The following is a 21,860-nucleotide window of genomic DNA, read 5'->3' on the forward strand; positions in this document are numbered from 1 at the left end:
CATCTCGCTGTCCTCGCTCAACGCACGGCAGCCGGGAACCGGGATGGCGGCCTACTGTTCGGCGAAGGCCGGTCTGGCCATGCTGACCCAGGTCTCCGCGCTCGAGCTCGCCCCGCGCGGCATCCGGGTCAACGCCATCGCGCCCGGCATCGTCATGACGCCGCTGACCAGCCCCTCGATGAGCGTCCCCGGCCTCGAGCACGACTACATCGCCAACACCCCGCTCGGCAGACCCGGCACGCCCGAGGAGATCGCCGACGCCGCCGTCTACATCGCCCGTGCCGGGTGGCTCACCGGCGAGACGCTCGACATCAACGGCGGCGCGCACCTGGTGAAGTACCCGGACCTGCTGGCACATTTCCAGCGCGCGTCCGCCTGACCCCTGCCCCTGGCGCTGACCGCACCGCCGCCGCGTCCTCCTGGACGCCGCGGCGGTGCGTCGTCATGCCTCGGACACTTCTCGGCGAGACGGCGGTCCCTGCATGAATCCCGGGGCCGAGTAGCCCGCTCGGAGCTGGCCGGCCGAAGTGATCACTAACAATGCGCCGCCATTCACTACTCACCGCGCCACCACACCGCCTGTTTCCACCGACGGATCCAGAATTGACCGGACCGCGGAAACGAGGTCAATTGTGCCGCCCAACAGGCACTTTGCGGACTCTCGGCACATCGCGCCGGAATGCGTCACCCCATCGAACAGATTTGTTCCCACCCACCCATTGACGAGAGATTCGCGGCGTGTCACGATATGACCGCTAACACAGCCTGTGCCCTCCGTCACATTCCATCGGATGGGCGAGCCTTCCCGATTCCCCTCGAATCAGCAGAGGCTCTCAGTTCGTCATCGCGCGGCGCCGGCCCGGACGGCCACGGCACATCCGCCCCAACGAAGGAGCAGTAATGACAACGCAACCCGCCGAAGCAGAGGTCGCGACCCCCGCGGTCGGCACGGCTGCCCCGAGCGACCTGGCCACGTTCCCCTTCCGCCGGGAATGCCCGTTCGCTCTCGCGAAGAAGTACGAGTCCTACTCCGACAGCGCACTGCGCAAGGTGGACTTCAAAGGCACACCCGGCTGGCTGGTCACCGGCTACAACAACGTGCGCTCCGTGCTCGCCGATCCGCGCATGAGCGTGCGTGGCATCGACGACTCCACCCGCGGTGACGACGGCGATCAGGCCGTGCCCGGCTTCTTCGTCGCCATGGATCCCCCCGAGCACGACGACCTCCGTCGCATCCTCGCCAAGGAATTCACCCCGCGCCGGATGGCCGCCATGCGCCCGACCATCGAGCGCATCGCCAACGAGCTGATCGACGCCATGCTCGCCGCCGACGGCCCGGTGGACCTGGTCGACGCGCTGGCCCTACCGCTGCCCTCCCTGGTGATCTGCGAACTGCTCGGCGTCCCCTACGACAAGCACGATTTCTTCCAGGAGCGCACCAGGGCCGTGCTGGCCTCCAGCAGCACGCCCGAAGAGGTCGGCGCGGCGATCGGCGCCGTCATGATGTACCTCGCCGAGCTGGTGACCATCAAGCAGGCCGAACCCGGCGACGACCTGATCAGCCTGCTCGTCAAGCACATCGACTCGGGCGCGGTCACCGTCGCCGACGTCGCGGGCATGTCGACCCTGCTGCTCATGGCCGGACACGAGACGACCGGCAACATGATCGGCCTCGGCCTGTTCTCGCTGTTCGAGCATCCCGACCAGCTGGCCGAACTGCGCGCCGATCTCGAGCTCATGCCGCAGGCGGTCGAGGAACTGCTGCGCCACCTCGACATCATCGGCAACCTGCCCCGGACCACCACCGAGGACATCGAGATCGACGGCCAGACGATCCCCAAGGGCGATCTGGTGATGCTGTCCACCGAGGCGGGCAACAAGGACGTCGCCGCCTTCGACGACCCGGAGCGTTTCGACATCCATCGTGATGCCAGCCGGCACTTGACCTTCGGCCACGGCATCCACACCTGCCTCGGCGCCCCGCTGGCCCGCCTCGAGCTGGACGTCGTGTTCACCACGCTGCTCCAGCGGATCCCCACGCTGCGCCTGGCTGTGCCCGCGGCCGAGGTGAAGGTCAAGTACGAGGCCAAGATCCTCGGCGTCGACGAGCTGTTCGTCACCTGGGACCGTTCGTAATTCTCGCTCTCGCGTACCGATGGAAGGACTGTGTCGTTGACACCATCGAGAACCGGCGACGCCACCGACTTGGACGTCGTCGTCGACAGCACCGAGGATGTCGCAGCCGGAGTCAAGGCGATCGTGCTGCGCCCGGTGACCGGTGCCCCGCTGCCCGAGTGGAACCCCGGCGCCCACATCGATGTCTTCCTTCCCTCGGGCGCGGTGCGCCAGTACTCGCTGTGCGGCGATCGCCGCGATCCGGACGCGTGGCGGATCGCCGTGCTGCGCGAGCCGCCGGGCAAGGGCCGGGGCGGCTCGGAGTACATCCACACCTCGTTGCGCGCGGGAACGAAGATCAGGGTCGGCGCTCCCCGCGACAATTTCGCCCTGGTCGAGTCGGATCGCTACCTGTTCATCGCGGGCGGCATCGGGATCACCCCGATCCTGCCGATGATCGCGCAGGTCCAGGAGCGCGGCGCCGAATGGCGGCTCGTCTACGGCGGACGCACAGCGGACTCCATGGCGTTCCGCGACGAACTCGGGCGCTACGGCGATCGCGTCCGGTTCCACCCCGAGGATCGTGACGGCCTGATCGATCTGGCCGGCGTCCTCGCCGCAACCCCCTCGGACACCGCGATCTACAGCTGTGGCCCCGCCGCGCTTCTCGAGGCGCTCGAGGAACACTGCCGCGATCGGCCCGCGGGCACATTGCACACCGAGCGTTTCGTGCCGAAGGCCGACGAGCGGGCGGCCGAGGACCGCGCGTTCGAAGTCGTTCTCGCCAAACAGGACCGGACGATCACGGTGCCGCCGGGGCAGACGATCCTGCACACGCTCGAAGCCAACGGGGTCGACGTGCTGTCGTCCTGCCAGCAGGGCATGTGCGGCAGGTGCGAGCAGACCGTCCTCGAAGGAACGCCGGACCACCGCGACGAGGTCCTGACTCCCGAGGAACGCGAAAGCAACGAATACATCCTCATCTGCGTATCCCGGTGCCACGGCGACCGCCTGGTCCTGGATCTGTGAACCGACTTCCGAATACATATTTCGACAGGAGAGAACAATGGGTCGCGTAGAAGGCAAGATTGCGATCGTCACCGGTGCGACATTCGTCGAGCAGGGCGGTCTCAACATCGGCGGCGCCACCGCCACGGAACTGGCGGCCGAAGGCGCGCGCGTGGTCGTGGCCGACATCAATATCGAAGGCGCGGAACGCCTCGCATCGATCCTCAACGAGCGGCACGGCGAGAAGACCGCCCTCGCCTACGGCCTCGATCTGCGCAACGAGAGCGAGATCGAGCAGTTGGTGCAGCGGACCGTCGAGTACTTCGGCTCCCCCGATATCGTGGTCAACAATGCCGGCATCTTCCCCATGGACGACGGTGACGTGGCCACCATGTCCGTCGAGACCTGGGACAACGTGCTGGCCGTCAACCTGCGCGCGGCGATGCTGCTGACCAAGCACACCCTGCCCTACCTGCGGGAGAAGGGCGGTTCGATCATCAACACCGCCTCCACCCACGCCTTCGCCGGCGACAACAGCCTCACCGGCTACGGCGCCACCAAAGCCGCTCTGCTCGCGCTGACCAAGTACACCGCGACCCAGTACGGCAAGGAGGGCGTGCGCGCCAACGCGATCTGCCCCGGCACCACCACCACTCCCCCGGCGCAGGCGCTGCCGCAGGAGATCAAGGACATCTACACCAACCACACCATGAACCCGACGCTGAACGGGCCCACCGAGCTGGCGAAGGCCTACCTGTTCCTGGCCTCCGACGACTCGCGCGGCATCAACGGCGAAGTCATCCGGGTCGACGGCGGCCTGCTGGCGCACCAGCCGTTCGTCCCGGACATGCGCAACCTGGGGATGACCACCGCGTCGAGCCAGTAACTCCCGCCGTCGTCTCGTTCGACGGCGACCCCACCGGCCGGCGGCGTGCCGCGTTCGTGGCCGGCCGGTGGCAGTTCCAGACCTGATGGACCCTACAAGCGTGGCAGCCGAGGACAATTCGACGCCGCTATCGAACAGGACACGACAGTGACCACTTCTCATCGGACCACTTCTCATCGGACCACCGCGTCCCATCGCCACCGCGCGGGCGCGGAAGAACGTATCGTCCGGCCCGAGGCCGGCGACATCGTCATGCGGGATCATCGACGGCGTATGGTCAGGCAGGCCCGCGAGCGCGCGCTGGCGACCGGACAACCGCTTCAGGCCGACGCCTGGCAGATCGTGGAGTTCGCCGAGACGTGGTCGCCGTTCGGCGGGCCTCCCGAGGAGGAACTGTTCGTCCGTTTCGGCATGACCCGTGCGCGGTTCGCCGAAGCCCTGGCGCACGCGATGGATCAGATCGCGCGCCAGCTCCGCCCGGCGCGCTGAATCCCCACCTCGTCCTCGGCAATTCGCCCGCGCCGCCCCGGCGGACCGCGAATTCGGCCTGCCGCCCACGTTTTCCCGCGCCCCACCTCTAGGCTCGACGACGACCGTGCCCCCTGAACCGGACCGTGGCGAGACCTGGAGGAGTGTTCGCGATGTTCACCGTGCGTGCAGTACGTCGAGCGTTGACCCTTTCGCTGGTCGCCGTCTCGGGCTTGGCGACGTGTGTGTCCGCCGCGGCGGCGCAGGAGGATCGCCGTCCCAATGTGGTGATGATCCTCGCCGACGATCTGGACGCGGCGACGACCCCGGTGTGGGAGGCGATGCCGCGCACGGCCGCGCTGATCAGGGATCGCGGTGTCGATTTCACCAACGGCTTCGCGCCGCTGCCGATCTGCTGCGCGGCCCGCGCGTCGATCCTGACCGGCGACTACGGGCACAACACCGGAGTGCTGACCAATGCCGGGCCGGTGGGTGGCTTCGAGGCCTTCCGCGCCAACGGCAACGAATCGCGGACCTTCGTCAAAGCCCTGCACGACAGCGGGTACCGGACCGGGATGGCGGGCAAGTACCTCAACGGTCTCGAAGACGATCCCGGCCATATCCCGCCCGGGTGGGACGACTGGAACGCCGGTGTCGACAATTTCCTGTACGCGGGCTACAACTACACCCTCAACGAGAACGGCCGCATGGTGAAATACGGTGCGGCGCCGCAGGATTACCAGACAGACGTGATCGCGGAGAAGTCGCGGCGGTTCATCGCCGAGTCGTCCGGATCCGGGCAGCCGTTCTTCTGGTACGCGGTGTCCACCGCACCGCACTTCCCGATTCCGCCCGCCCCGCGCCATGTCGCGGAGACCCGCCCCACCGCCGCACCTCGCTCGCCGAATTACCAGGAGGCCGACGTCTCGGACAAGCCGAGCTGGCTGATCGACACCGCGGGCCCGCGCGCGGCGACGATCGAAGCCACCAACGACGCCGACTACACCAACCGGCTGGGCTCTCTGAAGGCGCTCGACGAAATGGTGGCGGGCATCGTGGAAACGTTGGCCGCCACCGGCGAGCTCGACAACACCTACCTGATCTTCACCTCCGACAACGGCTACAGCCTCGGTGCGCACCGCCTCACGCAGAAGATGGCGCCCTACGAGGAGTCCATGCGGGTGCCGCTCGCCATCGCAGGCCCCGGGATCGCGAACGGACGCACCGACGCCATGGCACTGTCGATCGACCTCGCCCCCACCATTCTCGAATGGGCCGGGATCGGCGGGACGGATCGGCTGGACGGCCGCTCGCTGACGCCCGTGCTGCGCGGCGAAACCGCCTCGTGGCGCACCGATTTCGGAGCCGAGTACGGCGGCGCGGGATACGGCGGCCGGTTCGGCATCGCCCAGGAACAGATCCCCGGCACGGACACTCCGCTGCAGTACATCCTGGACATGCCGTCCTGGGTCGGCATCCGGAACGAGCGGTACCTCTATGTGCGCTGGTACGAGCGTGAGCGTCCGCTCGCCGAGCGCGAATACGAGCTCTACGACCTGCACGCCGATCCCTACCAGCTCACCAATCTGGTGAAGACACCCGAAGGCGTCTCCGCCCACGCGGATCTGGTCGCCCAGCTCGACCGGCGACTGAACGAGCTGGCCACCTGTGCAGGCGCGGCCTGTCGTTGAACTCGCCTGCGTCGTCCGCGCCGGCCGGAGGCGGGCCCCGCCGCGCAATCGTTGTCACGGCGCGCACCCGGTGGACCGCACGGGCACGTCAGTCCGGCTCGGGTCCGGGGATGGCGATTCCGGCGACGCGGAGCCGCGCTTCGAGGTGGTCCGTCAGCCGAGCCGTGGCCGAGTCCTGCTCCGCGGCGTAGTCACGGATCAATCGGTAGCGGGTACCGGTCTCGGTGCGGGCCTGGAAGGCGGTCACGATCTTCAGCAGGGCGGGGTTGGCCAGGTAGCAGTCGGCCAGGTCGTCGGCGAGCTCGGGGATCCGGGGATCGCCCGGTTCCCAGGCGGCGGCTTCCAGGACACGCTTGTTCAACGCGAGGAAGCGGGTGTCCTCCAGGGCGAGTTCGACATTGGCCAGGTAGTCGTCGAAGCCCTCCGGGACGAGCGCCTTGGCCAGCACCATCCCCTCCCGGGAAGCGGCCACGTGGTCGGGGGTGAACCCGAGATCGAGCATCCGATCCAGCAGCGCCACCGCGCGATCGGGCAACAGCGCCCGATCGCCCTGCGCGAGCCGGCGCAGGGTGGCGCGGCGGGCCGCCAATTCCTCGATCCGCTCGGTGAGCTGCCGTTCGACATCGACGAGCGCCGCGGCGAACTGCTCGGCGTCGGCGTCGAGCAGCGGGCCGATCTCCGCCAGCGGCACACCCGCCACGGCCAGCGTCCGGACCTGCACGAGCCGGAAGAGATCGGTCGATCCGTACCGTCGGTAGCCGGAGCTGTCGCGCGGAGGTTCCTCGACCAGACCCTGCTTGTGGTAATGCCGCACCGTTTTGACGGTGATGCCGGCGAATGCCGCCGCCTGCCCGATCGTGACGCCGTTGATCATCGAACTAGAGTGCCTTCCGCTCGGGTCGTGGTGCGAGTTCGCGTACCGCCCCGGCGACCGCGCGGAAGTCTTTGCGCAGGATGTGCGAGTGGTTGCTCGAAACCTTCGCGCTGACCCGCAGGTTCGGATTCGTGGCGAGCACCGGATCGAGCGAGGCACGCACCGCCTCCATCTCCTCGGCTCCGCCACCCAGATTGGCCCCCGTCGCGAGGACATACCGCACGGGGCAGCTCGCGCGGTCGAGTACCGGCGCGAGGGCGGCATGCAGCCGATTGGCCTCGATATTGATCTCGGCGTGCTGGTCGGCGCTCATCCGGGCGGCCAGTCCCATCGGGCGCGCCAGCGGCAACAGGAACCGCATGCGGTGGAACAGCTTCCGGATGCGTTGCTCCCCGTCCTCGCCGGTCAGACCGTAGGGCATCGCGCCGTCCACGGACACCACGCCCGCCGCCCGGTCGGGATTCCGGTCCGCCCAGTGCACCGCGAGCAGCGCGCCGTAGGACCAGCCGACGAGCAGTGGCCGCGCCACCCCGGTGGCCTCGAGGACCGCGTCGATATCGCGCAGACACGCTTCGAAGGAATAGTCCGCCGATCGCTTCGACTCGCCGCGAGCGCGCTCGTCGAAAGTGATGTGCCGGTAGTCGCCACCCAGTTCGGCGATCAGGGGTCGCCAGGGCGACCGGTCGGCGTAGGAGCCGTTCAGATAGACGATGGGCAGGCCCGGTCCGCGGGTGTCGGTGACCGCCAACGCGGTGTCGTCCACCGGCACCATGCCGGACCAGATCGCGGGGGCCGTATCGCCGGATGTCGAAGTACTCATGCGATGAGCGTGAACCTTGACCTCGGGTCAAGGTCAAGTTCCCGAATTCCGGACTGCCACAGCGCGGTTCGGCGACGCACTCTCGTGAAGTCCATCACTCCCCTATCCACCGTGCCGACGCGGAACACCCCGTATGTCTGTTAGCCGCCCAATTGCCACTCGAGCCGTCGGCGGCCGAGCGAGCACGTGAACGGGAACCGCGAGAGCCGCGTTCCTGCCAGAACAAGCATCCTCGGCGGGACGATGGGCATGCGATTCCGCTATAGCGGAAGGGTCGCCGGTTGGTGATACCTCACGGCATGGCGACCCTTGCGCGGCGTGTGAACGACGCCACCACAGGCGAATCGCGCAGCGCAACAGTAGTTACTCTCCGGTAATGTCCGTCGCGCCGTCGATCGTGAAGATCTCGGAGCCGTCGCCCGTCCCACCGCTGGAGCGCCCCCATGCCGCATTCCCGTTTCGAATCCATCGGCGCGTATCTGCCCTCCGACATCCTCACCACTGAGGAGTTGCTGTCCCGGTTGGCCACGCCCCCGTCGTTCGATCTGGAGAAGATCACCGGGGTCGAGGAACGCCGCGTGCACTCCAAGGACCCGGACGCCTACGAGGATTCGTTCACGCTGGCCACCAAGGCCGCGCAGGACTGCCTGTCGCGTTCCCGATACGACGCCGCCGACATCGACATCGTCATCTCCACGTCGATCACCCGTAGCCGCTTCGGCACCCGCATGTACATGGAGCCGTCGTTCGCCGGGGCGCTGGCCAGGCAGCTCGGCGCCACCCGCGCCATCACCTTCGACGTCTCGAACGCCTGCGCCGGGATGCTCACCGGCACCTACATTCTCGACCGGATGATCCGTTCGGGCGCGGTGCGCAACGGGCTGGTCGTCAGCGGCGAGGCGATCACGCCCATCGCCGACACCGCGGTCGCGGAGATCTCCGAGAAGTACGACCTGCAGTTCGCCTCGCTGTCGGTCGGCGACTCCGCCTGCGCGGTGGTGCTGGACGAGGCCGTCGACGACCGCGACATCATTCACTACGTCGATCTGCTCACCGCCGCGGAATACGCGCAACTGTGCCTGGGCATGCCCAGCGATCGCAGTCAGGGCATCGCCCTCTACACCGACAACCGGCAGATGCACAACGAGGACCGGTTCCGGCTCGGTCCCGACAGCCATCGCAACTACCTCGACGCGCAGGGCCGCACCTTCGCCGACGAACAGTTCGACTACGTCATCCATCACCAGTTCGGCGCCGCCGCGATCCCGTGGATGAACGCCATCTGCGAGCGCGAATTCGGCAGCCCCATGCCCCCGGACCTGCGGGTGATCGAGAAGTACGGCAACACCTCCACCACATCGCATTTCCTGGTGCTGCACGACTCGCTGCAGGACCAGGCGATTCCGGAAGGCTCGAAGCTGCTGATGATCCCCGCGGCCTCCGGCATCGTCACCGGTTACCTGTCCACCACCATCTCCTCGCTGAAGGTCCAGGTCGAGTCATGAGTGTGCGCATCACATCCACCGCTGTCAGCCGCGGCGGCGACACCGCGAGCATCGTCGCCCACAGCGGCCGCGCCGCCCGGCTCTGCCTGGAGCGGGCAGGTGTGCGCGCCGACCAGGTCGGCGTGCTGATCAACACCGGTGTCTTCCGCGACTCCAACACCGTGGAGCCCGCGGTCGCCGCGCTGATCCAGAAGGAAGCCGGGATCGGCCTGGAGTACGCCACGCACGACCCCCGGACCTTCGCCTTCGACCTGATGAACGGCGCCACCGGGGTGCTGGAGGCCGTCCGGGTGGCGACCTCGATCCTGGAGACCGGCAGCGCGGAATACGTGCTGATCGTCTCCGGCGACACCCACCCCTCCCTCGCCCGCCATGCCGCGACCGACGATTTCCCCTACGCCACCTGCGGTGCGGCCATGCTGCTCGGCCGCACCGACGAACCGGCCGGGTTCGGCACGGTGCGCTCGGTGGCGGGCGCGGGTACGCCCGCCGTCGAGGGCTACGTCGACACCGCCGCGATGGGCACCACCGGGCGCGGCGCGATGACAGTCGTCCGCGCAGACGATTTCGAAGAGCGGCTGCTCGCCGGGGCGGTGGAGGCGGCCGCGGGCGTGCTGGCCGAGTCCGGCGTCGGCGAGCCGGGCGAACTCGCGCTCATCACCTCCACGCCCACACCGGAATTCGGCGGCCGCGTGGCGGACGCGCTCGGCATCGACCGCACGCACCTGCGCGCCCCCGATCTCACCGACGGCGACCCGCACACCGCCGCCCTGACGGCCGCCTTCGACCGGGCGGTCACCGACGACACGCTCACCGGCTACCGCCGGGTCCTGTTCGTCGCCGCGGGTGCCGGACCGTCGGCCGCCGCCGTGCTGTACCGGCTCCCGGCTGCGGCGGGAGTGCCGGCATGACCGCTGTCGACACGCTCGGCGCCGAGCGCGGCACCGCCCCGGTGACCTACTGGGCAGGTCTGGACCGATTCCGTGAGGTCGTGCGCCAGGACCCGCATCGCCCGGCGCTGCGTTATCCCGACGGCTTCGGCCCCGACGGGTTGCCGCAGTACCGCCGGCTCGAGTACGGCGAACTGGACGCCTGGGCGGCCACCGTCGCCCAGCGGATGACCGAGGCGGGCGTCGGCGCAGGCACCAGGACGATCGTGCTGGTGCTGCCCGGCCCCGAGCTGTACGCGATCCTGTTGGGGCTGTTGGAGATCGGCGCTGTCCCGGTGGTCATCGACCCGGGCATGGGCGTGCGCCGGATGCTGCGCTGCCTGCGCGCGGTGGAGGCAGAGGCGTTCATCGGCATGCCGCAGGCGCACGCGCTGCGGGTACTGGCGCGGAGGAACTTCCGGACCGTGCGTACCGCGGTGACGGTCGGCAAGCGCTGGTTCTGGGGCGGGCCGACGCTCGAGTCCTGGGGCCGCAGGCCCGCTCGTCCCCGCACCGCGGGGGTGCACGGGGCCGACGACGACACGCTGCTCATCGCCTTCACCACGGGCAGTACCGGTCCGGCCAAAGCCGTCGAGATGACGCACGGCAATCTCAGCGCGATGGTCGAGCAGGTGCACATCGCCCGCGAGGAGCGCGCACCGGAGGCCTCGCTCATCACGCTGCCGCTGGTCGGCGTGCTCGATCTGCTGCTGGGCTCGCGCTGCGTCATCCCCCCGCTGGTGCCGAGCAAGGTGGGCGCCACCGATCCCGAGCATGTGGTCGACGCGATCCGACGGTTCGACATCCGCACCATGTTCGCCTCCCCCGCCGTGCTGATCCCGCTGCTGCGCACGCTGCGCGCGCAGCCGCAGGAACTGCCCACCCTGGAGAGCGTGTTCTCCGGCGGCGCGCCGGTGCCGGACTGGTGCATCACGGGTCTGCGCGAGGTACTGCGCGAGGACGTCCGTATCTTCGCCGGGTACGGCTCCACCGAGGCGCTGCCCATGTCCACCGTCGAATCCAGGGAACTGCTCGACGGTTTGGTGGAGCGGGCGCACCGCGGCGAGGGCACCTGTATCGGGCGACCGGCGCACCGGATCGAGGCGCGCGTCGTCGCGATCACCGACGAACCGTTGCCGACCTGGGCGGACGCCGAACGCCGTGCCGGTGAGCTCGACGACACCGGCGGTATCGGCGAACTCGTCGTCGCCGGGCCCAATGTGAGCGCCCGCTATCACTGGCCCGAGCAGGCCAACGCGCTGGGCAAGATCGCCGACGGCGACCGGATCTGGCACCGCACCGGCGACCTGGCCCGGCTCGACGAGCAGGGCCGGATCTGGTTCTGCGGCCGCAAGAGTCAGCGCGTGCGGACCGCGGACGGCGAGCTGTTCACCGTGCAGGTGGAGCAGATCTTCGCGCCCGTGGACGGCGTGGCGCGCACCGCGCTGGTCGGCGTCGGCGAGCACGGCGCGCAGCGTCCGGTGCTGTGCGTGGAAGTCGACACCGGTGCCGATACGCGGACGGTGCTGGCCGCCGTGCGCGCCCGCGCCGCCGAATTCGCGCTCACGGAAGCGATCACCGATGTGCTCGCGCACCCGGGGTTCCCCGTGGACATCCGGCACAACGCCAAGATCGGCCGCGAGGAGCTGGCCGGGTGGGCGGGCAAGCAGTTGGGTGGGGCACGATGAGCGCGAAAGTTCTGGCGCTGCGCGCTGTTCCGATCATCGGCTGGCTGTATCTGGCGGCCGGAGCCGTCGCGGCGGCGCGCGGACGTGCGCCGCGCAACCGGCTGCTGCGGGCGGCGTGGTGGATCGACGCCTTCCTCAGCTTGCTGGTGCACGCCGCGCAGATCCCGGTCGCCCTGCGTGCCGCACGAGGCAGCGGCGACTCCGCGCTGCGCACCGCGCTGCTGACCCAGATCTTCGGGCTGACCTGGTGGCGCACCAACCGAAAGGGACAGGCGTGAGCACGGTATTGGTCACCGGCGCATCAGGATTCGTCGGCGGCGCCGTGGTGCGGCGATTGGTCCGCGAGGGCGAGCACGAGGTGGCGGTGCTGGTGCGCCGCACCAGCGACCTGAGCGATCTCGACGACGCCGCGCACGCGGTGCGCAAGGTCTACGGCGATCTCACCGATCCCGCCTCGCTGGCGCGCGCCACCGCCGGCGTCGACATCGTCGTCCACAGCGCGGCCCGGGTCGACGAACGCGGCACCCGCGCCCAGTTCGTCGCCGAGAACCTGCACGCCACCGAGCATCTGCTGGCCGCGGCCCGCCGCGACGGAGTGTCCCGGTTCGTGTTCGTCTCCAGCCCGAGCGCGCTGATGGACCGCGACGGTGGCGATCAGATCGACATCGATGAATCGGTGCCGTACCCGCGCCGGTACCTGAACCACTACTCCGAGACCAAGGCCGCCGCCGAGCGCGCCGTGCTGGCCGCCGACTCGCCGCGGCTGCGGACCGTCGCGCTGCGGCCGCGGGCGATCTGGGGTGCCGGCGACCGCTCCGGTCCGATCGTGCGCATGCTCTCGCGCACCCAGGCGGGCACGCTGCCCGACCTGTCCTTCGGCCGTACCGTGTACGCCTCGCTCTGCCATGTGGACAATGTGGCCGAGGCCTGCCTGCTCGCGGCCCGGCCCGAAGCACCCGGCGGGCGGGCCTATTTCGTGGCCGACGCCGAGCGCACCGACGTGTGGGGGTTCCTCGCCGAGGTCGCGCGGCGACTCGGTTACCCGGTGCCCGCACGCACCCCGAATCCCGTGGTGCTCGACGCGCTGGTGCAGGTGCTCGACACGGTCTGGCGCATCCCGCCGGTGGCGGCCCGGTGGTCACCGCCGCTGTCGGGCTATGTCGTCGCGCTGCTCAGCCGCACCGCCACCTACGACACCGGCGCCGCCGCCCGCGATCTGGGTTACCGGCCGATCATGGACCGCGACACCGGTATCGACGAATTCCTCACCTGGCTGCGAGCCGAGGGCGGCGCACTCGCCCTCACCGCATCACTGCGCTGATCCGCGAACGGACACCACGATGGGCACCGACTTCCACAGGCCGATCACCCCCACCGAACGGCTCTACTTCTCCACCCGGCAGGTGACACCGCCGTTCGTCATGCAGCTCGCTGTGCCGGGCGAGGGCGCGCTGGATCCGGTCGTCCTGCAGCGGGCCGTCGATGCCGCCTCGGCCGCGAATCCCGGTTCTCGGCTGGTCGCCGACGGCGACCGGTGGGTCGACAGCGGAGTCGGCGCGACCGTGCGGGTAGTGCCCGGCCGGACGCTGGACTACAGCGCGCTCGAACACGACGACGAGCTGAACACCCCGCTGGGCCCCACCCCGGACCGCACCACCGAGGTGCTGCTGCTCACCGGCGACCCGCTCACGGTGGTGTTCCGTGCGTTCCACGGCGTCATGGACGGCATGGGCCTGCGGCTGTGGGTCGACGACATCTTCCGGGCCCTGCGCGGGGAACCACCGGTCGGCGCGCCCGACCCGATCGCCGACGCCGAACTCGTCGACCGCCTGGGCGTGCCGGGGAAGCCGACACTGGTGATTCCCCGCTTCCGCGCCGCCACCGGCCGCGGCAGGCAGGACCCCGCCGCGCCGCGATGGCTGCTGCGGCATCGCACGGTCGAGGCCAACGGGCGCGCCGTGGTGGCGCGGACCTGCGCGATCCTCGCCGAGCAGACCCGAGGGACCTCCCGGTTCATGATTCCGGTCGACCTGCGCAGGCACGATCCGACCCTGCGGTCCACCGGAAATCTGGCGCTGCCGCTGTTCCTGGATGTCGCGCCGGGCACCGGCTGGGAAGCCGTCTCCGCCCGGATGCGCGAGGGGCTGAGCGTGAACCGGGAACTCAACGAGATGGACAACGGCGGACTCTCGCGCTTTCCCGGGCCGATGGTGCGTTCGGTCCTGCGGGCGAGCAACTGGCTGGGCGCACGCGCGGGCCGGAACATGGTCTCGGCCACCGTCTCCCACATGGGCACGGTGGACACGGCCGCGCTCGCGACACCCACCTGGCGACCGACGACCATGCGCATCCTGCCCCAGCACAGCGGCGCCATGCCGCTGCTGTTCGGCATTCTCGCGGTCGGGCCGCGACTCGAGATCACCGTCTCCTGCCGCAACGGCGCGGGTGTCGAGCCCCGGTTGGAGGCGGTGCTGGACACGCTGGCGGCGCGGCTCACCGCCGAACTCGCCGAAGCGCCCGCGGTGTGAGCACCGGATCATTCGCCCTGTCCCCGCTCACCCCGATGCGGATGCGCGGCCTCGGCATGATCATCGCCCTGGTCGTCGATGCGACGCTGGTGCGCATGTTCCTCGTCCCGGCGACGGTGCGACTGCTGGGCGCGGCCAACTGGGGATCGCCGTTCACCCGCACGGACCGCGAACCACTCCGGCTGCGGTCTCCGGGTAGCGTCCGAATACCGGACGTCCGGCCCCGGACGCTCCCGGAAAGCGAGCGGGTCGCTCGGCGCCGGACCCTTGCGGTGGTACGAAACCGCTTGTACGCTCGCGGTTTATATCGACCGTTATAATCCGGTGCTATCGAAGGAGATACCCATGGCCGCACCGATCGTCATCGTGGCAACCATAGTCGCCAAACCCGGCCGCGAGGACGAAGTCGAGAAGGTGTTCGCCGACGCGGCGCCGGCCGTGCACGCCGAGGAGGGCTGCCTGCTCTACGCCCTGCACAAGAAGACCGGCGAGCCCGGCGTCTTCGTGATGGTCGAGAAGTGGGCTTCTCAGGAGGCGCTGGGCGCGCACATGCAGAGCGCCCCCATGCAGCAGATCGGCGCGGGCCTGCTCGACGTACTCGCCGGCGCTCCGGACATCCAGACGCTGGAAGCCGTTCCCGCGGGCGACCCGGAACTCGGCGTGCTCTGACCGCAACCGGCCGCCCCGAGCCCCGCACCGATCCCCCGTTCGGCAGGACGGCAGGATCGGGACGGGGCCGGACGGCGGCGAGGCCGGCACCGACTACGAACCGAGTACCCGGAGAGGCAACCACGATGAGCTACACGACGATCACCTATGACGTCAGCGACGCGATCGCGACGATTACGCTGAACCGCCCCGAGGCACGCAACGGCTTCACCGCCGATATGGCCAACGAGCTGGGCGCGGCGCTGACCGCCGCCGATCTCGACGATCAGGTCCGCGTGGTCGTGCTCACCGCCTCCGGGAAGTACTTCTGCGTCGGCATGGACCTGGGCGCGGGTGGCGGCGAAGAGGACATGGACCACCCGGACTGGGTCGAATGGGCCACCCGGGTCGCCCGGCCGATGACCGATCTCAACAAGCCGGTCATCGCCGCGCTCCAGGGCCCGGCCGTCGGCGTCGGCATCACCATGACATTGGCCGCGGACTTCCGCCTGGCCGCCGACGACGCCCGGTTCGGCTTCGTCTTCGGCAGGCGCGGCCTGGCGCCCGAAGCCGGATCGCTGTGGTATCTGCCGCAACTCGTCGGCCTGGCCAAGGCCAAGGAGTGGATGCTGACCGGACGGCTCATCGAGGCCGACGAAGCGCTGGCAGCGGGCCTGGTCACCAGCCTGCACCCGCGGGAGACGCTGCTCGACGCGGCCTATGCCCTGGCCCGCGAAATCGCCACCGAGATCGCGCCGGGCTCGGCCGCGATCATCCGCCGCGGCCTGGTCGCCATGACGGCCGATGGCAGCCCCGAGGCCGCGTTCCGCTTCGACAAGAAGACGATTCCGCACGCGCTGCGCTCGGCGGACATCGCCGAGGGCATCGGCGCGTTCCTGGAAAAGCGGAAGCCGGCCTTCACCGGCGTCGCGCGCCGCGACATTCCCGATCTGGCGAAGTGGCTCGACGCCTCCTCCTAGCCCGCACATTCAGCACCACCGCATTGCGCCCCGGCCCGGCTCACCGCCGTCGCCGGGGCGGCTCTGTGTCCGCACCCGTTCTCGATATTCGGGCGCGGCCGAAAAAGTCATCGATTCGCAGCCGCTCCTCGCGGTGATGTAGTAGCGTTCGGACAGCTGTCTAGGCATAGGTCTGGAGCGTTGTTCATCAATGACGAAGGTGTCGATGAGGCCGGTCGAATCGTGGTCCGCGAACGGTGCGATAGTCCGCCGGAATTTCGCCGATACGGTGCTGACCGGCATCGCCACCCTCGGCCGTGCCCTGCGGATCGGCGGCAGCGCGATTCGAATCGGTACCGTGGACGCGCTGCGGCTGCGCTTCCAGATACGCGAAACGCTCGCGCAGGCATGGTTTCTCATCACCGTCACGGCGATTCCCGCCGTGCTCATGGCAATTCCGTTCGGCGTCATCCTCTCCGCCCAGGTCGGCAATATCGTCTCCCAACTCGGCGCCGACACGATGATCGGCGCGGCGGGCGGGCTCGGCGTCATCAAACAGGGCGCCCCGATGGCCGCGGCCATGCTGCTCGGCGGTGCGGGAGCGGCGGCCATCGCCGCCGACCTGGGCGCGCGCACGATCCGGGAGGAGGTCGACGCGCTGCGGGTGATGGGCGTCGATCCGATCCAGCGCCTGGTCGTTCCCCGCATCGCGGCCATGATGGTGGTCGCGCCGCTGCTGAACATCCTGATCATCGTGGTCGGTATCGCGGCGGGTTTCGTAGTCGCGGTGACAGCGCTGGATGTGACGCCCGGCAGCTACTGGGCGTCGTTCGGCTCCTTCACCACCACGGCCGACATCTGGGTCTCGCTGATCAAGGCGATGATCTTCGGGTTCCTGGTCGTGGTGGTCGCCTGCCAGCGCGGACTGGAGGCCAAGGGCGGGCCGCGCGGGGTCGCCGACGGCGTGAACGCCGCGGTGGTGATGTCGGTGGCGGCCGTCGCGGTCCTCAACACCGTGATCACCCAGGTGGTCACGATGTTCCTGCCGGTCAGGATGGCCTGATGCCCGCTGCCCCCTACTTCCCGCCCGGATTCCGGTGGGTCGGCCGGCTACGCCGGATGCGGGTCATGGAACCGATCGACGCGCTCGGTTTCGCGCTCGGCTTCAGCTGGCAGGTGCTCTCGTCGGTGCCCTACACGCTGCGTCGCTACCGGCGTCAGACGATGGTGGTGATCACCGACATGACCTGGGGGCGCGGCTCGGTCGTCATCGGCGGCGGGGTGGTGCCACTGATGCTGCTGCTCGGCGCGGCGATGGGCGCCTCCATCGGTATCGAGGCCTACAGCGCGCTGAACCTGCTGTCGATGGGCCAGCTCAGCGGGCTCATCTCGGCCTTCGGCATCACCCGCGAGCTGGCGCCGATCGCGGCGGGCGTCGGCTTCGCCGCCCAGGCGGGGTGCCGGATGACCGCCGAGATCGGCTCGATGCGCATCTCCGAGGAGATCGACGCGCTGGAATCCCTCGGCATCCGTTCGGTGCCGTTCGTCGTGACGACCCGGGTGATCGCCGGGATCATCGCTGTGGCACCGGCTTTCGTGGTCGCGCTGATCCTGAGCTATCTGTCCTGCGAGGTGGTCGTCACCGTCTTCCACGGCACCCCGACCGGCACCTACGACCACTATTTCGACCAGTTCGTGCTGAGCTGGGACGTCCTCGCCGCCACCATCAAGGTGACGATCTTCGCCGTCGCCGTCGTGCTGATCCACGGCTACCAGGGCTATTTCGCCACCGGCGGGCCGGAAGGCGTCGGCGTCGGCTCCGGCCGCGCCATCCGGGCGAGCCTGGTGTCGATCATCGCGCTGGACATGTTCGCCACGATCCTGTTGTGGGGGTTCCAATCCCCCATTACCTTCACCGGGTGATGTGATGCCTGCCTACCTGCTCTCCGGCGCCGACGTCGGGCCGCGCCGCGCCCGGATCATCGGAGTGTGCGCGGTGTTCGCCACGATGGCGGCCTGTCTCGGCTGGCGTGCCTACCCGGAGTCCAGGCCGCTGGACGAGATCCGCGTCGAACTGCTCACCACCCGGGTGGGCGTCGGGGTGGAGTCCGGGACCGACGTCCGGCTCGACGGCGTGCGCATCGGATCGGTCGTATCGATCACCGCGCCCGAGCCGGGCCGCAAGAGCATCGAACTCGCGCTGACCCGCTCCCAGTTGTTCGGCCTGACCGACACCGTCGCCGTGGACTACGCGCCGGGCAATCTGTTCGGTATCACCACGCTGCAACTGCATTCGCGACCGGGCGGCGCCGAACTGACCGACGGCGCCACCGTCGACCTGACGGATCCGGCGGCGGGCCGGGTCCGCGATGCCACCCTGTCCGCCCTGCTCGCCTCGACCGGCCTGCTCACCGATCAGGTGCTGACCCCGCAACTGGCGGACCTGCTGAGCACGCTCTCCCGTGATGTCGGCGCCTTCACCCCGCTGCTGCAGGCGATCGGCGCGACCGCCCGGGCCTACGTGGAGACCCGGCAGCATCCGCCGTCGTTCCTGTTGAGGCAGTACGGTTCCGCACTCGCGGGCCTGCCGCCCATGCTCACCGGGGGCCTCGATCTGCTGGAAGCGGCCTACCGGAACGAGTACTTCGCCGAGCCGGAGAACATGGCACGGTTCCGGGAGATGTTCGACGGCATCCAGTATCAGCTGCTGCCCGAGGTGACCCGGACCTTCACCACCGCCGAACAGTACTTCGCGGCATTGCTGCCGATCGCCACGACGATCTTCGACCGGGTTCCGGACGCGGTCGGCGATCCGGAGGTGGCCGCCGAACGGCTGACCGAAGTGCTCGACCGGCTCGGGCGTACGGTGCGCGACACCCCACAGGGTCCCGCGGTCGGCGTCGCCGTGGAACTCGACACCGTCCCCGGCCTCGCGACGCCCCTGGCGGCGATCCTCACCGCACCGGGAGAACGCTGATGACGACGCGAGCGCTCTTCCTGCGCGTGGCCACCGCCGTCGCGGTCATGGGGATCGCCCTGGCCGGGGTGTTCCAGCTGGTACAGCGGCCCGTCGAGGGTCACACCGTCACCTACACCGCGCTGTTCACCGATGCCAACGGCCTGCGGGTCGGCGACGACGTGCGCCTGTACGGAGTCCAGGTCGGCAAGGTCGAAGGGCTGGAACTCGACGGCGTACTCGCGCGGGCCCGCTTCACCGTGCAACGCGGGCGGCCCGTCTTCACCAACAGCACTGTGGCCATCAAATACCAGAACCTCACCGGATTCCGGTATCTCGAGATCGTGCAACCGGAGAAGCCGGACGCGCAGCGGGAGCCGGACGAGGTGTTCGACACCTCCCAGACAGTGCCCGCCTTCGACATCACCGCCCTGTTCAACGGATTACAGCCGGTCCTTGCCCAGCTCTCGCCCGGCGAGCTCAATCACTTCACCGAGAGCATCCTGGCCGTTTTGCAGGGCGACGGCAGCGGCATCGGGCCCGCGCTCGACGCGATCGAGCGGCTGAGCCGGTACGCCTCCGATCGCCAGGCCGTGCTCTCGATCCTGGTGAGCAATCTGGCCCGCACCGCCGAACTGCTCGGCGGCAAGTCGGGCAATGCGGTGCAGATGCTGACCAACCTGACCAACCTGTTCACCTCCATCGCCGACAAGCTGCCCGGACTGGTCGAATTCTCGATCGCCATCCCGCCGGTGATCCAGCCGGTCCGCAACATGCTCGCCGCGCTCGGCGTCACCGGCGAGCCGGGCCGTGATCTGGATGCCCTGCTGCGACAAGCCTTTCCCGAACCCGCGACCGCGGTCGAGGTGTTCGACCGGCTGCCCGGGTTGATCCAGTCGATCGCGGCGGTCGTGCCCGCCACCGGCCCCCGGGCAGCGCCGACCTGCGCGCACGGCGAGGCGAGCGCACCGGGGCCGCTGGAAATCGTGTTCGCCGGACAGGGGGTCGTGCTGTGCCATTCCTGACACGCCTGCCGCTGCCGCTGCGCCGCCGGCCGCGCGCGTATTCCGGGCCGGACGAGCAGGGCTCGGATCTGCGCTGGGGCATCGCGGGCATGTGCCTGGCCGTGCTGCTGGTGGCCGGGATCGGCGTGGTGTACCTGCGCGGCACCGAATCCGTGCGGACCTATGCGGCCGATATCGCCCAGGCGGGGCAGATCCGGGAGGGCGACGACGTCCGGCTCGCGGGCATCCCGGTCGGCACGGTGAAGACCCTATCCCTGCTGGCGGACCGGGTGCGGATGACCTTCACCGTGGACGACGACGTCTTCGTCGGTGACCGCACCGCCCTGGCGGTGCGGATGCTGACCGTGGTCGGCGGCTACTACCTCGCGCTCGAACCGGCGGGCGTCGAACCGCTGGGGTCGCAGATCATTCCGCAGGATCGGGTCACGCTGCCGTACAACCTGACCCAGGTCTTCCAGGCCGCCATCGAACCGGTGCGCGAACTCGACGGCACGCTGCTTCGGGACAACCTCGACACCCTGGCCGCGGCGGTCGGCGGCAGCCCGGACGCCGTGCGCGCCGCGGTCGGCGCGGCCGGGGATCTGGCGGGAATCCTGGACCGGCAGAACGCCGACATCTCCCGCGCGATCGCCCTCGCCGAGGAATACCTCACCGCCATGAGCGGCAGCTCCGAGGTGCTGGCGCAGCTGGTGCGGAACCTGGGGACGTTGCAGACGATCGTGCAGACCTACAAGTCGCAGGTCGCGCAGGCGCTCTACGACGTCTCGGCGGTCCTGGGCGGCCTCGCGCCGCTGGGCTGGGCCTGGGACGAGACACTGGCCGAACGCGCTCGGCCGCTCGCGGATCTGATCCCGAAACTGACCGAACTCGGCGACCGCATGAACGCGCTGTTCGAGTCGCTGAACGCGCTCGGGCAACGCCTGCTGCCGCTGATGTCGGCCGAAGGTGGTGTGGCCGTGGACCATTCCGGTGCGACCGTGCGACTTCCCGGCCTGTGCGTGCCGGTGCCGGGAGGAGGATGCTGATGGTGACTCGCGTGCTGGCGTCCCGTGGGTTCATGTCCATCGCGATGCTGCTCACCCTGGCTCTGGTGGCGGTCGCCGGATTCAGCCTGGCCCGCCCCTCCCCCGCTACCCGCGGATACTGCGCCGACATGCCGGACAGCATCGGCCTCTATCAGGGCAGCGCTGTCACCGTGCTCGGGGTGCGGGTCGGCGAGGTGACCGGCGTCGAGTCGATCGGCGGCTCGGCCAGGGTGCGCTTCACCGTCCGCGCCGACCGCGCACTGCCCACCGACGTCGGCGCGGTGACCGTGAACGACACCCTGCTCGCCGACCGCAGGCTCGAGCTCGTCGGCGCCGAACCGGACGGACCGGGCTGGGACCCGGCGCACTGCATCACCAGGACACTGACGCCACAGAGTCTTTCGCAGACCTTCGACGCGCTCGCCGGGCTCGCCGACCAGGTGAACGGCGCGGACGATCCGGATGGGCGCGGTGCGGTCGGCGCCGGCCTGACCGCCCTCGATCAGGCCACCTCCGGCACGGGCGAACAGATCAACGCCGTCATCGAGGAACTGGCCCGCGCGCTGGCCGCGCCACACGCCGCCATCGACCGGATCGGCACCCTCATCGACGCCCTGGCCGCGTTGACCCACCGGGCCCGCGCCAGCTGGGGCACCGCGGAATCGGTGGTCAGCGGACTGCCGCAGACCTTCCACGACATCGTCACCATCGCCTTCCCGCCGATCATCCAGCTCG

22 protein-coding genes are annotated in these 21,860 nt (G+C 69.5%); 20 read left to right on the forward strand and 2 right to left on the reverse strand.

Annotated elements, in window-relative coordinates:
- The 6 genes from ON26_RS16025 to ON26_RS16050 all read left to right on the forward strand — a co-directional run.
- Nucleotides 1-379: SDR family NAD(P)-dependent oxidoreductase (locus ON26_RS16025; protein WP_040796966.1), on the forward strand; the 379-nt coding region annotated here is incomplete at its 5' end.
- A 521-nt stretch (nucleotides 380-900) separates the two neighbouring features.
- Nucleotides 901-2,136, forward strand: coding sequence for a cytochrome P450 (locus ON26_RS16030; protein WP_040796967.1), 1,236 nt, complete (start codon nucleotides 901-903; stop codon nucleotides 2,134-2,136).
- A gap of 30 nt (nucleotides 2,137-2,166) precedes the next feature.
- Nucleotides 2,167-3,144, forward strand: a complete 978-nt coding sequence (locus tag ON26_RS16035) for a PDR/VanB family oxidoreductase (protein WP_218000591.1) — start codon at nucleotides 2,167-2,169, stop codon at nucleotides 3,142-3,144.
- 37 nt (nucleotides 3,145-3,181) lie between these two features.
- Nucleotides 3,182-4,009, forward strand: a complete 828-nt coding sequence (locus ON26_RS16040; protein ID WP_040796968.1) for an SDR family NAD(P)-dependent oxidoreductase — start codon at nucleotides 3,182-3,184, stop codon at nucleotides 4,007-4,009.
- 147 nt (nucleotides 4,010-4,156) lie between these two features.
- Nucleotides 4,157-4,498 (forward strand): hypothetical protein, encoded by a 342-nt coding sequence (locus tag ON26_RS33430; protein WP_157171921.1) that lies wholly within the window; start codon nucleotides 4,157-4,159, stop codon nucleotides 4,496-4,498.
- Nucleotides 4,499-4,650: 152 nt separating this feature from the next.
- Nucleotides 4,651-6,168, forward strand: coding sequence for a sulfatase family protein (locus tag ON26_RS16050; protein ID WP_040796984.1), 1,518 nt, complete (start codon nucleotides 4,651-4,653; stop codon nucleotides 6,166-6,168).
- Nucleotides 6,169-6,256: 88 nt separating this feature from the next.
- Here the strand turns inward: ON26_RS16050 and ON26_RS16055 are convergent, their stop codons facing one another.
- Entirely contained in the window at nucleotides 6,257-7,042 is a 786-nt protein-coding gene (locus tag ON26_RS16055; RefSeq protein WP_040796969.1) for a MerR family transcriptional regulator, read from the reverse strand.
- Nucleotides 7,043-7,046: 4 nt separating this feature from the next.
- Entirely contained in the window at nucleotides 7,047-7,862 is an 816-nt protein-coding gene (locus tag ON26_RS16060) for an alpha/beta fold hydrolase (RefSeq protein ID WP_040796970.1), read from the reverse strand.
- A 443-nt stretch (nucleotides 7,863-8,305) separates the two neighbouring features.
- Here ON26_RS16060 and ON26_RS16065 point away from each other — a divergent pair, with 443 nt between their 5' ends.
- The 14 genes from ON26_RS16065 to ON26_RS16135 form a co-directional block, all read left to right on the forward strand.
- Nucleotides 8,306-9,367 carry a 3-oxoacyl-ACP synthase III family protein gene (locus tag ON26_RS16065; protein ID WP_040796971.1) on the forward strand — a complete coding sequence of 354 codons (1,062 nt, stop codon included), beginning with the start codon at nucleotides 8,306-8,308 and terminating at the stop codon, nucleotides 9,365-9,367.
- Nucleotides 9,364-10,278, forward strand: a complete 915-nt coding sequence (locus ON26_RS16070) for a beta-ketoacyl-[acyl-carrier-protein] synthase family protein (protein WP_040796972.1) — start codon at nucleotides 9,364-9,366, stop codon at nucleotides 10,276-10,278. Before ON26_RS16065 ends, ON26_RS16070 begins: the two co-directional genes overlap by 4 nt.
- Complete coding sequence (locus ON26_RS16075) at nucleotides 10,275-11,984, forward strand: fatty acid CoA ligase family protein (RefSeq protein ID WP_051027136.1); 1,710 nt, start codon at nucleotides 10,275-10,277, stop codon at nucleotides 11,982-11,984. Before ON26_RS16070 ends, ON26_RS16075 begins: the two co-directional genes overlap by 4 nt.
- The gene (locus ON26_RS34580; protein ID WP_040796973.1) at nucleotides 11,981-12,262 is read left to right on the forward strand and encodes a hypothetical protein; all 282 of its coding nucleotides are present in this window, start codon (nucleotides 11,981-11,983) and stop codon (nucleotides 12,260-12,262) included. Before ON26_RS16075 ends, ON26_RS34580 begins: the two co-directional genes overlap by 4 nt.
- Nucleotides 12,259-13,305 carry an NAD-dependent epimerase/dehydratase family protein gene (locus ON26_RS16085; protein ID WP_051027137.1) on the forward strand — a complete coding sequence of 349 codons (1,047 nt, stop codon included), beginning with the start codon at nucleotides 12,259-12,261 and terminating at the stop codon, nucleotides 13,303-13,305. The genes ON26_RS34580 and ON26_RS16085 overlap by 4 nt, the downstream gene beginning before the upstream one ends.
- Before the next feature lie 19 nt (nucleotides 13,306-13,324).
- Nucleotides 13,325-14,512, forward strand: a complete 1,188-nt coding sequence (locus tag ON26_RS16090) for a peptide synthetase (protein WP_040796975.1) — start codon at nucleotides 13,325-13,327, stop codon at nucleotides 14,510-14,512.
- A gap of 345 nt (nucleotides 14,513-14,857) precedes the next feature.
- On the forward strand, nucleotides 14,858-15,181 hold the full coding sequence (locus tag ON26_RS16100) for a putative quinol monooxygenase (protein WP_040796977.1): 324 nt from the start codon (nucleotides 14,858-14,860) through the stop codon (nucleotides 15,179-15,181).
- Between the two features lie 125 nt (nucleotides 15,182-15,306).
- Nucleotides 15,307-16,140, forward strand: coding sequence for an enoyl-CoA hydratase-related protein (locus ON26_RS16105; RefSeq protein WP_040796978.1), 834 nt, complete (start codon nucleotides 15,307-15,309; stop codon nucleotides 16,138-16,140).
- A 205-nt stretch (nucleotides 16,141-16,345) separates the two neighbouring features.
- A complete protein-coding gene (locus tag ON26_RS16110) occupies nucleotides 16,346-17,182 on the forward strand; it encodes an MlaE family ABC transporter permease (RefSeq protein ID WP_245545870.1) in 837 nt (278 codons plus the stop codon).
- Nucleotides 17,182-18,042: an ABC transporter permease gene (locus ON26_RS16115; RefSeq protein WP_040796980.1), complete on the forward strand. Its 861-nt coding sequence runs from the start codon at nucleotides 17,182-17,184 to the stop codon at nucleotides 18,040-18,042. The genes ON26_RS16110 and ON26_RS16115 overlap by 1 nt, the downstream gene beginning before the upstream one ends.
- Nucleotides 18,043-18,046: 4 nt before the next feature.
- Nucleotides 18,047-19,096, forward strand: coding sequence for an MlaD family protein (locus ON26_RS31670; RefSeq protein ID WP_157171922.1), 1,050 nt, complete (start codon nucleotides 18,047-18,049; stop codon nucleotides 19,094-19,096).
- Complete coding sequence (locus ON26_RS16125) at nucleotides 19,096-20,100, forward strand: MlaD family protein (protein ID WP_040796981.1); 1,005 nt, start codon at nucleotides 19,096-19,098, stop codon at nucleotides 20,098-20,100. The genes ON26_RS31670 and ON26_RS16125 overlap by 1 nt, the downstream gene beginning before the upstream one ends.
- Nucleotides 20,088-21,125 (forward strand): MlaD family protein, encoded by a 1,038-nt coding sequence (locus tag ON26_RS16130; protein ID WP_245545871.1) that lies wholly within the window; start codon nucleotides 20,088-20,090, stop codon nucleotides 21,123-21,125. The genes ON26_RS16125 and ON26_RS16130 overlap by 13 nt, the downstream gene beginning before the upstream one ends.
- Nucleotides 21,125-21,860: MlaD family protein (locus ON26_RS16135; RefSeq protein ID WP_040796988.1), on the forward strand; the 736-nt coding region annotated here is incomplete at its 3' end. The genes ON26_RS16130 and ON26_RS16135, both read left to right, overlap by 1 nt.

The organism is Nocardia higoensis NBRC 100133, from assembly GCF_000308595.1.
Classification (GTDB): Bacteria; Actinomycetota; Actinomycetes; order Mycobacteriales; family Mycobacteriaceae; genus Nocardia; species Nocardia higoensis.